This window comes from Acidaminococcus sp. (assembly GCA_022482815.1).
In the GTDB taxonomy this organism is placed as follows: Bacteria; Bacillota; Negativicutes; order Acidaminococcales; family Acidaminococcaceae; genus Acidaminococcus.
In genome coordinates, this window is the sequence record JAKVOM010000001.1 from 2,285,190 (window position 1) to 2,299,755 (window position 14,566).

Genomic DNA, 14,566 nt, shown 5'->3' on the forward strand with positions numbered 1-14,566 from the left:
AAGTAATTAATCCGCATGTAAAAAACTTTAGGATTTCATTAAAAATCAATGTCATTTTTTAATATATTACTAGCAGCTTCTATGGTAAAGTTTTCCTTTGTATATTGAAGTTCTTTTTCAGATTGCTGCTGCCAATATTGAGGATCTTGTAATAGCTGGACAACTCTTCCTGCATAATCAGTAGCATCACCAACCTCGGTAACTTCAATACACTGTTCTACTTTCTTTAAGCCTTCAGCACCAATAGTTGTTGTGACCGTTGGAACGCCCCACCTTATAGCTTCAACAACTTTACCTTTTATACCCGCTCCGTATCTCAATGGAACTACAACTACCCTGCACCTCATGTACAATTTTTTAAGTTCCATATCATCAATAAATCCAGTAACTATTACTTTATTACTTGCAAATGACTTTATATCTGCAGTAGGATGAGATCCTACAATATACAACTTAATGTTAGGTATTTCTTTTAATATCAAAGGAAATACGGAATTCATAAACCACAGTATCGCATCCTCATTCGGCTTATGACCAAATCCACCAACAAACAACAATCCATCTCTTTCATCAAACTTTGGTATTATAGTACTATTCAGGATTTTATTGTCATAAAGATAAATAGGAATAGCAGAAATTCGTTTTTGAGGATACATCGATTTCAAAATGTCCTCCTCATAACTGCCAGGAGTATAAATAACGTCCGCATTTTCGAATAGGTAGCCTTCTATTTTTTTCCATCTCTCTATAGACTTTAGCAAATCTGGATTTTTTTCTATTTCATATTGTCTACTTTCACGAATAAAATGTAAGTCATGCCCATAATAAATGATTTTGGCGCGAGTCAACTTTTTAAACAAATCCATATACTTTATGGAAACATTCGGCCTATTCAAGCATGCATAATCTACAAATTGACCATGCTCCTTAAGCCATTCGAAAAATTTTTCTCTATTCCAACTATCCCCACCAAGAACTTCTATACCCATTTGCTCCAAGTTAGTGGTATAAGGTTCATGCAAAAAGTAATCATCACCTACAAATATGACATGAAGTCCCATCTTCACAAACAATTTAAGATAATGATAGGTTGTCCTACTTCCAGCATCTTGATCAAAACGAGGTACATACCGATCTATTACTAAAATTATCTTCTTTCCAAAGCTACAATCTCGAGCGAAAAATTTACTATCTTTTTCCTGTCTTTCGCAATTATCTCTACAGATGGATTTATATCCATAATCTTTCAATCCGCTCACAATCATCGAAAAAGGCTGATAAATAATTTTTAATTTATAGCTTTGAGCTAATTCACAGACATCATGCATTTCGTCTGCATCTTTAGGAAAAGGATGAGACATTTTTTCAAAGAATTCGTACGTTGCAATAAAAAACGGATAACTTAAAGCAGATACGGTTTTAACATAACTATTCTCAACTGATGTTAACGGGAATCCAAACCCCATTCTTTCATATTGACCATTCTCCCATCGAATCGAACCTGCATCCAAAATCTTACCATCATAGGACAAGATTTTAGCCCCAGCTAATCCTATATCATTGTTCGCATCAAAGACTTTCACTAAGTTTGAAAGCCAATTCTTCTGAACACTATCGGGAGCTTTCAGTACGCAGGCATATTCTGACTTAGAATGCAAATCCTGTTTTTCTTTAGTATTTATGACTGAAATTCCATGCGCCAATTTCGTAAGTTTTTCTATTTGCTCTTTGTCCTTTGTAAAAACCTTAACTTCATATTCTACATCATTTGTATTTGCTAAAATCTTTTCCAAGGAAAAATACGTCTCAGCAAAATTATTACCTGCAATTACATAAATAGTAACAGTTGGTTTACTAAATTTATTAAATACAAGCTGTTTGTAATTTTGCAATGTAGATGGCCTACTTAAATCTAGATTCACATCATCTGGTGAGGCATCATATGTCTTAACATAATTTTTTATTTTCTCGAGAATTTTTGAAGGAGGTTCATTTTTACAAAATTTAATAAAACTTTCCACTTTGTATTTATCTATACCCTTCAAAATGGATGAAACTTTCATTTTAACTCTCCTGATTACACAAAATTTCTTTACGCTATATTAAGGCTTTAAAATCTAAAATTGCTTTTCTATAATCCTCAGGCACTCCAATATCAATAAAATATCCCTTGCTAAGGAATGCAGTAATCTTTTTTTCTATCACTTTTCTCTCTAAAAAGTCTTTCTCAAGCATAAATACACTTAGTGGAAAATCCCGAAAAATGTTGCGTTGAATTAAATATACTCCACCATTTATATATCCACATTTACATGGTTTTTTCTCTTCAAATCCTGTAATACGAAATTGCTCATCAAATTTAATTGTTCCATATCTGTTAAACTCTTTCATTTCTTTTATCGAAATGACTATATCAGCTTTATTTTGTTTTTGAAAATCTTGTAAAGCTTTCAAGTCAACATCAAAAAAAGTATCACCATTTAGCACCAAAACGCTATCTTCTCGACATAAAGTTAAAGCTTTCTTTAAAGCTCCACCAGTTTTAAGAGGAGTAGATTCCACTGAGTACACTAAATCTATATCGTAATATCTATTTCCAAAATAATCTTTAATCACTTTACTCTTATATCCGACTGCAAGCACTACTCTAGTTACAGAAAATTTACGTAAATAATCAAGTTGAAACTTCAAAAATGGCTGTCCATTTATCGGTGCCATAGGCTTAGGTAAATCCTTAACAACTGATCTTAATCTTGTTCCAAATCCACCCGCTAAAATAACAGCTTCCATCGTCACTTAGCATCTCCAAAAAACTCATTTTCAACAGCCAGACAAATTGCATGGTAAACAGGAAGATGTAGTTCCTGAACCTTATAGGTTTCAACTTCATCAACGTTAATGCATAAATCGGCTAATTCCTTTAAAGCTCCACCCGTTTTACCAGTAAGTCCTATCACTTGTAATCCCAATGCTTTTGCAACCTCGCTAGCAAAAATAACATTCTGTGAGTTACCCGAAGTGCTTATTGCCAGCAAAACATCCCCAGCATTTCCATAACCCAAAATTTGTTGTGAATAAACCAAAGCCGGATCAACATCGTTGATAAAAGCTGTACTAAGACTCGTTTCTTCAACCAAAGCAATAGCTGGTAATGGCATTTCTAATTTTTCAATAAACAACGATCCGTGCTTAGAGTCAACTAACTTCTCACGTATACATTTCGATAAAAATCTTTTATGGGTAAAGGACTTCATTAGTTCCCCTACGATATGTAGGGCATCTGCAGCGCTACCACCATTTCCACAAACTAAAAGTTTATGGTTCGAAGAAAAACATCCAGTCAAAAGTTCAACTGTTTTAGAGATTTGGCTTTCATTAGAGACCAATTTAGGATATCTCTTGATTAAGTCATGGATATATCTCTTACTTGTAGCTTTCATATTTTATCCTCATTGCTTTCTTCAGAATAGTAAATGATTCTCGATCCACCAGATTCAAATTCAAAAGGAATATAGAGCAAATCACTTAAAGCTTTTTTTAAATAATTTCTTCTATCAGGATTAACATAAAACAACAAAAAGCCTCCTCCTCCAGAACCTAAAAGTTTTCCACCTAAAGCTCCATTGGATAACGCCCTTTCATACATTTCATCGATTGCATCTGTAGACACGTTTTGGGAAAGACTCCTTTTAATTTTCCAAGATTCATGAAGAAGACGCCCAAATTCATCCAAATCTGATTTGCTTGTAAGAATATCTTCTGCTTCCTTTACCATGTCTTTCATCTTTAACAAACGTCGAATTTTATTCTGAAAGTTCTCTTTTATTTTTTCATGCACCTGGAATGACATATGCGAGAATCCGGTAAAAAACAGCATGAGAGAATCATTTAAAAGTTTCTTGCGACTGCGGGATAAAATAATAGGCTTCACATTATATCCATCAGCTTTAATTTCAATGTGATTTAATCCACCGAATGAAGCTGCGATTTGATCTTGAATCCCACCTGCCTCTGCGCATAAGACTCTTTCTGCGAAAATAGCTTCATCAGCAAGTTTGCGCTTATCTATCGCCTCACCACGTAAGGTATGAAACGCATTTAACATACCTGCTGCAAAAGACGAACTAGTCCCCAAACCCGTACGAGCAGGTAAATCAGCATCATATGTCAAACGAATATTGTGGATGCCTAAGAATTTCATACAATTTCTTATTAAGGGATGTTCAATATCTTCAATTGAGTTAACTCGTTCTATTTTAGAATAAACCAGTTCGTTTTTATAAGTAAAAAACTCAGGCAGCTTTCTAACTGTTACATAACAATATTTATTGAAAGTAGTGGATAATACAGCCCCGCCATATTCCGAATAAAATTCTTCTAAATCAGTTCCACCGCCAAAAAAAGACATCCTAAAAGGAGTTTTGGTAATAACCATTTTTATTCATTTCTCCATCTAATAAAATAATATGCCTTGCCGCTTGGTATAAATTACGACATACAAAATTCGCATCTGTATCAATATTTCCAATGGCAATTGTTTTTATTCCGTATCTTTTTCCTGCCAAAATATCAGATTCACTATCTCCTATCATCCAACTGGCAGATCGATCAATATTAAAATCCTTTTCTGCTTTAAAAAAAGTCCTATTTTTGGCTTTCTGCAGTTACAAGTACCCTTTTGATGAGGACATACATATACAGCATCTATATCTGCTCCATACTCACGTACTGCAAAAATCATTTATCGGTGAATATTATCAACGTCATCCATTGACATTTTATGGAGAGCTACCCCACGCTGGTTAGTCACTACGATGACTTTGTAACCTGCATTCTTTAAAATTTTTATTGCGTTAAAAACATGGGGCAAAAATTCAAACGAGCTCCATTTAGTTATATATTCGCCTTCAAGTGCCTTTTTATTAATGACACCATCACGGTCGAGGAAAACTGTCTTTGCTGCACCTGCCATAATTTCTCCTAAAATCTTATATTTTTATGTACCAAAATGATCTTACGGTCTTAAAGGTTAAATTTTAGCACAATAGAAATGACTATAATCATTTCCAATAATTTTTAGACATACTAAACTTTCTATTAATAAAATTTGGCAGAAAAGCATGGATTTTTCCAACCCTGTAGCCAATAAACTTACATGCATCACGTAAAAGCATAGATGGTATTATTAATGGATTGTTTAAGAGGAAGAATTTTAATTCAGAAATGACAAATTTTACTCCTTCTCCCTCCGCCTTGCCAAAAGTCTTTTGAATCCATGGTTCGTCAGCATGAAATACTCCGGTATCAAAATAGCGTCTAAACTCTTGTTCCACTGAATAATTATGAGAATGATATACTACTGCGTCTGCACAATAAGAATTACTCCAGCCAGCCAATATCATCTTAGATGCCACATAAGTGTCTTCTCCAAGTATTACATCTGAAGGAAACCCTCCGACCGCATCCAAGGCTTCTCGCCTATACGCAGCAAACGTATCTGAGATAAAAGATACCTTAATACCAAGTTCATCTATATCTTTACGGGTTTTAATCCTACTCTTAGCAGGGTAATTGAAAATCCTCGCTCGCGAGGCTAAAACCGAGGCATCCTTATGAGGAATTTGTCTACCATAGGCACATCCAACACTAGGGTCTTTAAAGGCGTTTAGCAAATTACAAATTGATTTATTATTATAGGGAATTGCGTCTTGCGTCATAAACACCAAGAAATGATAATTTCCACATAGTTCTGCCGCTTTCTGCCTGCTTCCCCCGTGATTAAACTCTTGGTGGGTAATTTTAAAGATCTTGTAATCAAGACCATCTAAGTCATTTTTATAAGTATCAAATTCAGATCCTGAATCCACTATAAGAAGATCAAAGTTTACTTCTTCCTGAACTTTTAAAGCTTGAAGAAGTATATTAAATTTCCTATCAGGATTATAAATAGGTATAATGATTACTACATTTTTCATATCAATAGACTAAATTATTCCTTTCATCAAAATGGCAAACAACATTTAGGGGAAGAGATAATTTATTTCACTCTTCGCGTAATCGCCATATCAAATTAAAATTGCACAAAAGACTATAGTTAAGCGAACCATATTTTAGTAGTCTTTTTTAGAAATTATTATTCGTTTAAACTCTTTCCAAAGGCTTGCAGTCTGGGTTTTCGAGCTTTAAACATAATCTTCCTCATTATATCATAGTTAGATGAACGTGTCTTATAAATTTAAGGGAAAAGAGGTAAATTTATTTAATAACGGGATAATTTGACTGGGGAGTGATGAATGGAACGCTGAATTTACTATAGGTATAAGATGATGAATAGTACGGAAAATTAGGCGGAAAGTGTTAGTAAAGAAGGCTTTGGGCGACTTCGTCGCCCGGCTAGTGTTGCCTTCGGCAACAGGCTTATGCCGATTTCATCGGCAGGCGGTGAGGCTTCGGCCGATAAATCGGCCGGGCGAAAAGATGGCTGGGAGGCTCTGGTGACTATTTTCACTGCACTGTATGCCTAATACTGCGTAAATTTATACTAAAATTTTCGAAAATGCGTTTAATACATAAAGAAAGGGCCGACGCGCGGTGCGCTGGCCCTATTTTTATTTATGCTTTGTTTTAAGGAAAGGAGTTGCGTTAGTTGTTGTACGTTGTTAACATGACGTAGCTCATGTGGTTGCCGAAGCTGAGGTATTCGCCGTGGCCGATACTGTAGCAGCCGCCGGTAGAATAATCATTGGGATAATCCACGATGGGTACACGCCCCAGATGGTACGCTCTGGCAAATTCTGTCGGTGTGTTATCGCAGTTTAAACCGGTTGTAGCAAGGGCGTTTGTACTGCCCTTGAGCAATAATATGCGATCGACACTGTCCGCGTCAAAGGTAATGATCATTTTTTGGTCGGCGTAATACCAGCCGGGAAGGTGCGATATGGGTCTCAGGTTCCCTGTCCGCGTCGGCCGGCCCAATGTGGCCTGCACTTCACTCGGTGTCATGCCAAGGTGCACGCCCGCGATGGATTCGTAATAAGATACGATGGCGACCCGGTGAAGCATCTGGCTGTCGTTAAGCTTGATGGTATCTCTTTCCGGTGCGTTTGGGCTGATGTCCCAGGCCAGGTATAAATTTCTGGTGCCGGTGCTTTCGAGGATCCGGAACTGTCCCTGGGCGTGAGATGTGCCGCCGGCAAAATCGTAGCCTGCCAGTACCTGGCAGCCGTTGATGTAGCCATTATGAATCTGAAGGACCAGATTACCTGCATGGTCGTACCAGTTGCCTTCCATGAGCTGCAGGACTTTGGTGACGTATTGTGCTTCCATTTGATGAGCCGCCTGAGCGGGAGTCACAGCCGATGCCCCGAAGAGCAGGGAAAGCGATAAAGCAGCCGTGAGAATAAGATGTGATTTCATGATATAATCCCCTTTTTATTTGATTCTGAATGAACTGGTTAAACTCTGGAATAGAAGCTATCCGGGAACAGGCCGGGATAGTCCGATCCGTAGAATCTCATGTTGTAAGCAATGTAAAAGGACATTTCCCCGGCAGGAAGGACGATGCCGTTCATGGCATAGACGTAGCGCGGTTCAATGTAATTCCAGGAGTCGGAAGAAGGCTGGGACCAATACATCTGCCAGTCGTTACGATCAGAAATATCATACCCGAATTGAATCGTACGGACGGCGGATACGGTTGTGCTCCCCTGCGCTGCGTTTGGCACGACGTATACATTGGCACTCAAACGGTAGGTCGGCGGATTGTACTCGTCAACGGCCACAGAGCTTCTATCCAGATAATAGGCCGTGTCGTAATGCGAGTCAATGCGCACATAATTAGCGTCGCCGTTCAGATAAATCGGTGCGGCTGCCTGCGCCGGCGTGAAAGCAGGTGAAAGCGTGCCGACAAGGAGTAATAAAAAAGATACGAAAAGTTTATTCAACATATGCAACATCTCCCCTTTTTGAATTTGGTTATATTATAGGATGGATAAAAGGGAGAGAGGTCAGTTGGGAAGTGACAATAGGGGGAGATGGCAGATATTGGGTAATTAATTGTACAGTAGTGCGGGAAGGTTGTTAGGCGAAGCATAAGGCAGATAGCAGTTAGCAGTTGGCAGTTAGCTGCCGTTAGCTGAAAGGCGCTTTTGGCTCTTCAAAAAGTGGTTAGTGGAAAAGTGGTTAGTACCGTAGTGCGGGCAGTGAGCTTGGCTGATTCTTAAGGCAGTTTAGTCAAAAAAGGCGCTTTTAGCGTTTGGCCAGGCCTTCGGCAGAATGGTACGGCCTGTGGCCGGAAAGAATAAAAAGCGCATTTGGCTTTTGGCATTTAGCCAGGTGTGCAAGAGGAAGATAAGGTGTGGGAATGGGGATTTAAAGATTATATCATCCATTACAGAGACCTTCCTCGACGTCGCTGCGCGACATTGAGGAAGGGGGCCCGCTTTGCGGGGGATGATGACCCTTATTACCTTCTTTCACTTCACGCAGTGAAGTAGAAAGAAGGAGGGCCATTTATGGCGGAAGATTTCTTTTTATTCCCCTTCCCTTCCACTTTTGGTTCATTCACACTTTCAATTGCACACTTTTACTTTGTTTTCCTGTATAGTAGCCGTATCTGCAATATCGTTGATTTTTAATGTGCTAAAGCTAAATTGATTGTAGAGGTTGATGGGATCCAGCACAATGAGGAAGAAATTAAGGAATACGATACTAAAAGAACTGTGTTTCTCAAGAACAGAGGGTATGAAGTAATCAGGTTTTCTAATTCTTAGATTGCGCATGATCTATATGGGGTTGAAGAAAGAATAAAGAAAGTATTGGAGGAAAGATTAGGGAAAGAAGTTTAAAAGAGGTGTGAGAATTAACCGGTGGATTACTAGATTTTTGTTACTACTAACCGATAGAGAAGAAAAAATTTTTAAGGGACATCACCCACCGCAAGCGGTCCCCCCTCTTCAATGTCGCGCTGCGACGTCGAAGAGGGTCCCTAAAGAAGATTGATTTCTCTGCTGCCTTCTTTCGTAGCCAAGGCTGCGCCTTGCCTGAATGAAATTGAAAAATAGTACTAAATTTGATATACTGTGATCACAATTGGGGTATACGTTTGCGGATGTGTACTTAAGAAGGTCATTGTTGGAGATTGAGTTCTCCAGCGATGGCCTTCTTGTGATTTTAGGGGAATGAAATTAAAAAAGGCGTCAAAATTTGACTTTGGGTAAAGTTGAAATTAAAAAAATGGCGAATTTTTGACTCTGGCAAAAGTTGAAATTAAAAAATTTGCGTTTTTTTGAATTTCAAATTATAAATTCAAAAGTTAAAATACTAAAATCCTTGATTTTTTGTATTTCATGATATATGATTTATAAAAAATCACGTTTTTTATAATCTTAGAAAAAGGAGGCAGCTATGGATTATATTACATTGTACGATACATTCTATAAAATTCCCGATTCCTATGAAAAGGCGTATGAAAGCAGGTTTAACAGTCCTTTTACCAAACATTTCAATTTCAACATTCATCAATATAATCATTCCAGATCTTACCCTGCCTTCTATTGCTATACCGAGGAAATTGCACTGCTGCAAGATCAAATTAACCGGGAATATCTTACGGGCAGACAAACATATTCTTCTATCCCCTATTCCGCCATTCTACAATTTATCAAATTTAATCTGATTAATGAAGTTAAATCCAGTAACGACATTGAGGGAGTTCGGAGCACCCGTAAAGAAATCAAGTCTGCATTGGAAAACACTGCAGAAAAAAATAGACAGAGCGGCATTGTAAATAAATATATAATGCTAGTTTTAAATAAATCAGTACCCTTAAAAACATGCGAAGAAATTAAAAAACTCTACGATGAAATGTTGCTCTTTGAAATTAATGAGGATGATCCGGGCAATTTGCCTGATGGGAAATATTTCAGGAAAAATAGTGTAGATGTGATTACCGGAACAGGAAAAGTAATTCACCGGGGCTTGTATCCGGAAGAAAAAATCATTGATGGAATGAATAAAGCATTGGATATATTAAATAACCCCCAGCTTCCCTATTTAATCCGGATAGCTTTGTTTCACTACCTTTTTGGTTATATTCATCCATTTTATGATGGTAATGGCCGCCTGGATAGATTTATTACAGCTTATTTAATTGCCAAAGAATATGGTCCCCTGGTCGGATTACAAGTTTCTATTCTCATCAAACAAGATAGAAAAAAATACTATTCTCTTTTTGAAAATACTGAGTCCGAAATCAATAAAGGAGACTTAACGCCTTTTATTATTCAAACGCTTTATTTCATTCGGGACGCGATTCACAATATCAATGACGTGCTTACAAAAAAGAATACAGCGTATCAAACGTTGTTAAAACAAATGCATGTAAAATTAAAAGACTGCGATCAAGTTACAATTAGATTATATGAACTGCTCCTGCAGGCCTCTTTATTTTCTGACGGCGGTATAACAATCAATGAAATTTCAAAGGCTCTGAAAAAAACAAAGCAAACTATATACTCCAGGTTACACCAGATTCCCGAAGATAGACTCTTTATTTCAAAAAATTCCAGGCCATTTCATTACAGGTTAAGAAAAGCTTGGGTGAAGGAGTAAGAAAGATAAAAGCAGCATAAATAATTAATGGTTTTTTATTATTAAACAAGGCATAAGTTTTAATGAATAAAAAGATTCTATCCATCCACCACAGGGACCTTCCTCGACGTAGCGCAGTGACGTCGAAGAGGGTCCCTAAAAATTTACCGCAGCTGTTTTTAATATTTTCTTCTGGCAATCCGACGTCAGGAGGGTTGCCCTCCTCAAAACCTCCTTCCAAACCACTATGTGGTTTCGGAAGGAGGGGGCCCGCAGGAAGCACTGACGATTAGTCAAGGCTGACGAGAGCGGGGAAAGATAGCTTCTTTTTTTATTTTCCCTCCTTCCCCACACCAAAAAAAGCCACCCGGCGCCGGGTGGCTTTTTTATCTTCACACTTTTCCTTTGACTTTAATTCCTTTAATCCAGGATTACGTTATCGATCAGTCTTGTCTTACCTACGTAGCAAGCGATGGCCATGAGGCATTCGCCTTTGACGGTTTTGATTTCGTCAAGGTACGGGAAGGTCAGGATTTCGACGTAATCGATTTGTTTTACGAAGGGTTCGGCTTCGAGGTGATCACGGACGATTTTCTTCAGGGTTTCGACGTCGCGTTCGCCTTTGTCATACGCTGCCTTGCCGAGCTTCAGGCTTTCGTACAGGACGACGGCCTTGGCGCGTTCTTCGGGGCTCATGTATTCGTTGCGGGAACTGCGGGCGAGTCCGCTGGGTTCACGTACGATAGGAACCATGTTGATGTGGCAGTTGATGTTCAGGTCTTCGACAAAACGACGAACGACGCAAACCTGCTGGGCATCTTTCTGGCCGAAGAAGGCTTCATCGGCGCGAGCCAGGTTGATGAGCTTTGTGACGACGGTAGCGACGCCGCGGAAGTGAATGGGTCTCGTAGCTCCGCACAGTTTGTGGGTGAATTCGCCTTCGACGTTCACGTACGTGCAGAAGTGTTCGGGATACATTTCCTTGGGTTCCGGATGGAACACGGCATCTACACCGACGCTTTCGAGTTTCTTTTCATCTTCACCAAAGCGGCGCGGATATTTTTCATAGTCTTCGTTCGGGCCGAACTGGGTCGGGTTGACGAATACGGAAGCGATGACAACATCACATTTAGCACGAGCCGTGCGCATCAGGGTCAGATGGCCTTCATGCAGGGCTCCCATGGTCGGAACAAGGCCGATGGTCTTGCCGGCTTTTTTAGCGTTCAGTGCAAATTCCTGGATTTCTTTAACAGTACGTAATACCTTCATGGTTATATGCCTCTTTTCAAGCTAGTTGGAAAAATCAATTGTGAGCTGATCCGGTGTTTTCAGCAGCAGCGACCGCTTTGGCTTCATCATGACGGGTGAAGTAATTGGCCAGCAGGGAACCGGAAATGTTATGCCATACACTGAAGATGGCACCTGCAATGGCACCGGCCGGCGTGAAATACATCACTGCGAGAGATGCAGCCAGACCGGAGTTCTGCATGCCGACTTCGATAGCCACAGCGCGGGTCTTGGCCGGAGAAAGCCGGAAAAGACGAGCCATGCCATAACCGAGCAGCAGACCGAACAGGTTGTGCAGTACAACGACTCCGGCAATGAGAGCGCCGCTTTCAAACAGGCGGGAAGCACTCAGGGAAACAACACCACCGACGAGAAGGACGATGCAGACGACGGAGACGAACGGCATGTATTCGCGAATAGGAGCGACTTTGGATTCAAAGTGCGTATTCACGAAGAGGCCGCCCAGTACCGGGAGCAGCACCATCTTGGCGATAGAAACCATCATGGCCGTCAGGGAAATTTCAATCCAGGATCCGGCCAGATAATACGTAAGTACCGGCGTCACAATCGGCGCCAATAAGGTTGTGCAGCAGGTCATGGCCACAGACAGGGCCACATCACCTTTTGCCAGGTAGGTAATGACGTTCGACGCGGTACCACCGGGGCAGGTGCCTACAAGAATAACACCGATAGCCAGTTCCGGCGGCAGGTTGAAGAGCTTTACCAGCGCCCAAGCCACAAATGGCATGATGGTAAACTGAGCAAAGGCACCAATTGCAACTTCCCATGGCCGATGCAGAATAAAACGAAAGTCGTCGACTTTCAAAGTCATCCCCATACCAAACATGACGATACCCAGCATCCAGGGAATTACTGGACCAACCCAGGACAGGGTCCATGGCCAATTTGCTCCAATAACGCCGATAAGGACGACAAACAGCGCCATGTTTTTCACAGCAAATCGCAAGATTTTCTTGATCAAAACGATCCCCCCAATAATTTTTGGGCGCAAAAAATCCACATCCTGCGAATGGATGTTGCGCCATAATCTATGAGAGCAATAATCAAACAGGCAGTCCTAAATCCTTGTTTGAAAATTTTTCATCGTGCTTCAGCCGTTTCCTGACACTTCTACGATTTTGTCGATTAGGCTGAATTACGTTCAGATGAACCATCGTGACCGGCAACGCCAACGTAGTAACGCAGACCGTCGCCTCCCCTGCTCTTTTCTGCGGGCCTCATCACGCAGAAAATGCTGCTAAGTAAAGAAGTATCCAAACCGCAGCCTGAGACAAACACGAAAGCACTGGAACGTACAAACCACACTATGAAATTTTCTCAATACAAAAGATCAGGATCACCTTGTTTAATTAGTGTCTCCTAATTCGGCAGCTGCACCTGCAGCCTATTCATTTGTACCGATCCTCTTTATCACACGAGGGACATTATAAACCGCTAACTGGGGAAAGTCAAGGTCTGCGTGACATTTTGGGGGTGAGGTTAACAATAAGTGTAAAGACAGGAAGTGGTTAGTGGGTAGGAATTAGGGGTTAGTACGCTAGTGCGGGCAGTTTTTTTAGGCGAAGCCTTAGGCAGATAGCAGTTGGCAGTTAGCAGTTGGCTGCTGTTAGCGGAGCCTTCGGCAGAGTGGAATGCCTACGGCTTTTAATTAAACTTTTCTCCCCCACTTCGTGGTCCGTCCTCCTTCCTAAAGGACGGAGGTGGCAGCGGAACTCCAAACCTTACGGTTTGGCTTAATGGAGGGCGCTTTTGGCGTTTGGCCAGGTGTGCAAAAGGAAGATAAGGTGTGAGAATGAGATGAAAAATTCTATCATCCATCACAGGGACCTTCCTCGACGTCGCTGCGCGACATTGAGGAAGGGGGCCCGCTTTGCGGGGGATGATGACCCTTATTACCTTCTTTCACTTCACGTAGTGAAGTAGAAAGAAGGAGGGCCATTTATGGCGGAAGATTTCTTTTTATTCCCCTGCGCTTCCAATTTTGGTTCATTCACACCTTCAACTGCACACTTTTATTTTGTTTTCCTGTATAGTAGCCGAATCTGCAATATCGTTGATTTTTGCTGTGCTAAAGCTAAATTGATTGTAGAGGTCGATGGAATCCAACACATTGAGGAAGAAATTGAAGAATATGATGCTAAAAGAACTGTGTTTCTCAAGAACAGAGGGTATGAAGTAATCAGGTTTTCTAATTCTTAGATTGCGCATGATCTATATGGGGTTGAAGAAAGAATAAAGAAAGTATTGGAGGAGAGATTGAGGAAAAAAATATAAAAGAGATGTGAAAATTAACCGATGAATTACTAGATTTTTGTTACTGCTGACCGATAGTGAAGAAAAAAATTTTAAGGGACGTCACCCACCGCAAGCGGTTCCCCCTCTTCAATGTCGCGCTGCGACGTCGAAGAGGGTCCCTAAAAATTTATCACAGCCGTTTTTAATATTTTCTTCCGGCAATCCGACGTCAGGAGCCTTGCCTTCCTCACAACCTCCTTCCAAACCACTACGTGGTTTCGGAAGGAGGGGGCCCACAGGAAGCACTGACGGCAGTCAGGGCTGACGAATGTGGGGGAAGATAGCGGTTTTATTCTTAATTATTTTTTCTTTTTTCTCCTCTTCTCTCTTTTTTCCCATAAAAAAGTGCTGTGAAGAAACGAACTAACATTTC

General features: G+C 40.3%; 12 protein-coding genes. 2 read left to right on the top strand and 10 right to left on the bottom strand.

Features of this window, described 5'->3' with window-relative positions; translation table 11 throughout:
- Positions 1 to 38 precede the first annotated feature (38 nt).
- From LKE33_09835 to LKE33_09870, 8 genes are all read right to left on the bottom strand, one after another.
- Positions 39 to 2,063 carry a glycosyltransferase family 4 protein gene (locus tag LKE33_09835; GenBank protein ID MCH3951217.1) on the bottom strand — a complete coding sequence of 675 codons (2,025 nt, stop codon included), beginning with the start codon at positions 2,061 to 2,063 and terminating at the stop codon, positions 39 to 41.
- A 34-nt stretch (positions 2,064 to 2,097) separates the two neighbouring features.
- Entirely contained in the window at positions 2,098 to 2,790 is a 693-nt protein-coding gene (locus LKE33_09840) for a nucleotidyltransferase family protein (protein ID MCH3951218.1), read from the bottom strand.
- Positions 2,791 to 2,792: 2 nt separating this feature from the next.
- Positions 2,793 to 3,440, bottom strand: a complete 648-nt coding sequence (locus LKE33_09845; protein MCH3951219.1) for an SIS domain-containing protein — start codon at positions 3,438 to 3,440, stop codon at positions 2,793 to 2,795.
- A complete protein-coding gene (locus LKE33_09850) occupies positions 3,437 to 4,435 on the bottom strand; it encodes a hypothetical protein (protein ID MCH3951220.1) in 999 nt (332 codons plus the stop codon). Before LKE33_09850 ends, LKE33_09845 begins: the two co-directional genes overlap by 4 nt.
- Positions 4,436 to 4,741: 306 nt before the next feature.
- A complete protein-coding gene (locus LKE33_09855) occupies positions 4,742 to 4,972 on the bottom strand; it encodes an HAD-IIIA family hydrolase (protein ID MCH3951221.1) in 231 nt (76 codons plus the stop codon).
- 88 nt (positions 4,973 to 5,060) lie between these two features.
- Complete coding sequence (locus LKE33_09860; protein MCH3951222.1) at positions 5,061 to 5,975, bottom strand: glycosyltransferase family 2 protein; 915 nt, start codon at positions 5,973 to 5,975, stop codon at positions 5,061 to 5,063.
- Between the two features lie 667 nt (positions 5,976 to 6,642).
- Positions 6,643 to 7,416 carry an outer membrane protein assembly factor BamE gene (locus LKE33_09865; protein MCH3951223.1) on the bottom strand — a complete coding sequence of 258 codons (774 nt, stop codon included), beginning with the start codon at positions 7,414 to 7,416 and terminating at the stop codon, positions 6,643 to 6,645.
- A gap of 38 nt (positions 7,417 to 7,454) precedes the next feature.
- Complete coding sequence (locus tag LKE33_09870; GenBank protein MCH3951224.1) at positions 7,455 to 7,946, bottom strand: hypothetical protein; 492 nt, start codon at positions 7,944 to 7,946, stop codon at positions 7,455 to 7,457.
- Between the two features lie 1,459 nt (positions 7,947 to 9,405).
- On the opposite strand from LKE33_09870, the gene LKE33_09875 reads away from it, so the two are divergent.
- Positions 9,406 to 10,611 (top strand): Fic family protein, encoded by a 1,206-nt coding sequence (locus LKE33_09875; protein MCH3951225.1) that lies wholly within the window; start codon positions 9,406 to 9,408, stop codon positions 10,609 to 10,611.
- A 399-nt stretch (positions 10,612 to 11,010) separates the two neighbouring features.
- Here the strand turns inward: LKE33_09875 and panC are convergent, their stop codons facing one another.
- Positions 11,011 to 11,859, bottom strand: coding sequence for a pantoate--beta-alanine ligase (gene panC, locus LKE33_09880; GenBank protein ID MCH3951226.1), 849 nt, complete (start codon positions 11,857 to 11,859; stop codon positions 11,011 to 11,013).
- Positions 11,860 to 11,893: 34 nt separating this feature from the next.
- Positions 11,894 to 12,859 (bottom strand): bile acid:sodium symporter family protein, encoded by a 966-nt coding sequence (locus LKE33_09885; GenBank protein MCH3951227.1) that lies wholly within the window; start codon positions 12,857 to 12,859, stop codon positions 11,894 to 11,896.
- 980 nt (positions 12,860 to 13,839) lie between these two features.
- Between LKE33_09885 and LKE33_09890 the strand changes: the two genes are divergently transcribed.
- Positions 13,840 to 14,097: an endonuclease domain-containing protein gene (locus LKE33_09890; protein MCH3951228.1), complete on the top strand. Its 258-nt coding sequence runs from the start codon at positions 13,840 to 13,842 to the stop codon at positions 14,095 to 14,097.
- Positions 14,098 to 14,566: the final 469 nt, after the last annotated feature.

Excerpts from the sequence above, each read along its gene's own strand:
- LKE33_09835 (MCH3951217.1), bottom strand. The coding sequence starts at position 2,063 with ATGAAAGTTTCATCCATTTTGAAGGGTATAGATAAATACAAAGTGGAA.
- LKE33_09840 (MCH3951218.1), bottom strand. The coding sequence starts at position 2,790 with ATGGAAGCTGTTATTTTAGCGGGTGGATTTGGAACAAGATTAAGATCA.
- LKE33_09845 (MCH3951219.1), bottom strand. The coding sequence starts at position 3,440 with ATGAAAGCTACAAGTAAGAGATATATCCATGACTTAATCAAGAGATAT.
- LKE33_09850 (MCH3951220.1), bottom strand. The coding sequence starts at position 4,435 with ATGGTTATTACCAAAACTCCTTTTAGGATGTCTTTTTTTGGCGGTGGA.
- LKE33_09855 (MCH3951221.1), bottom strand. The coding sequence starts at position 4,972 with ATGGCAGGTGCAGCAAAGACAGTTTTCCTCGACCGTGATGGTGTCATT.
- LKE33_09860 (MCH3951222.1), bottom strand. The coding sequence starts at position 5,975 with ATGAAAAATGTAGTAATCATTATACCTATTTATAATCCTGATAGGAAA.
- LKE33_09865 (MCH3951223.1), bottom strand. The coding sequence starts at position 7,416 with ATGAAATCACATCTTATTCTCACGGCTGCTTTATCGCTTTCCCTGCTC.
- LKE33_09870 (MCH3951224.1), bottom strand. The coding sequence starts at position 7,946 with ATGTTGAATAAACTTTTCGTATCTTTTTTATTACTCCTTGTCGGCACG.
- LKE33_09875 (MCH3951225.1), top strand. The coding sequence starts at position 9,406 with ATGGATTATATTACATTGTACGATACATTCTATAAAATTCCCGATTCC.
- panC (MCH3951226.1), bottom strand. The coding sequence starts at position 11,859 with ATGAAGGTATTACGTACTGTTAAAGAAATCCAGGAATTTGCACTGAAC.
- LKE33_09890 (MCH3951228.1), top strand. The coding sequence starts at position 13,840 with ATGGCGGAAGATTTCTTTTTATTCCCCTGCGCTTCCAATTTTGGTTCA.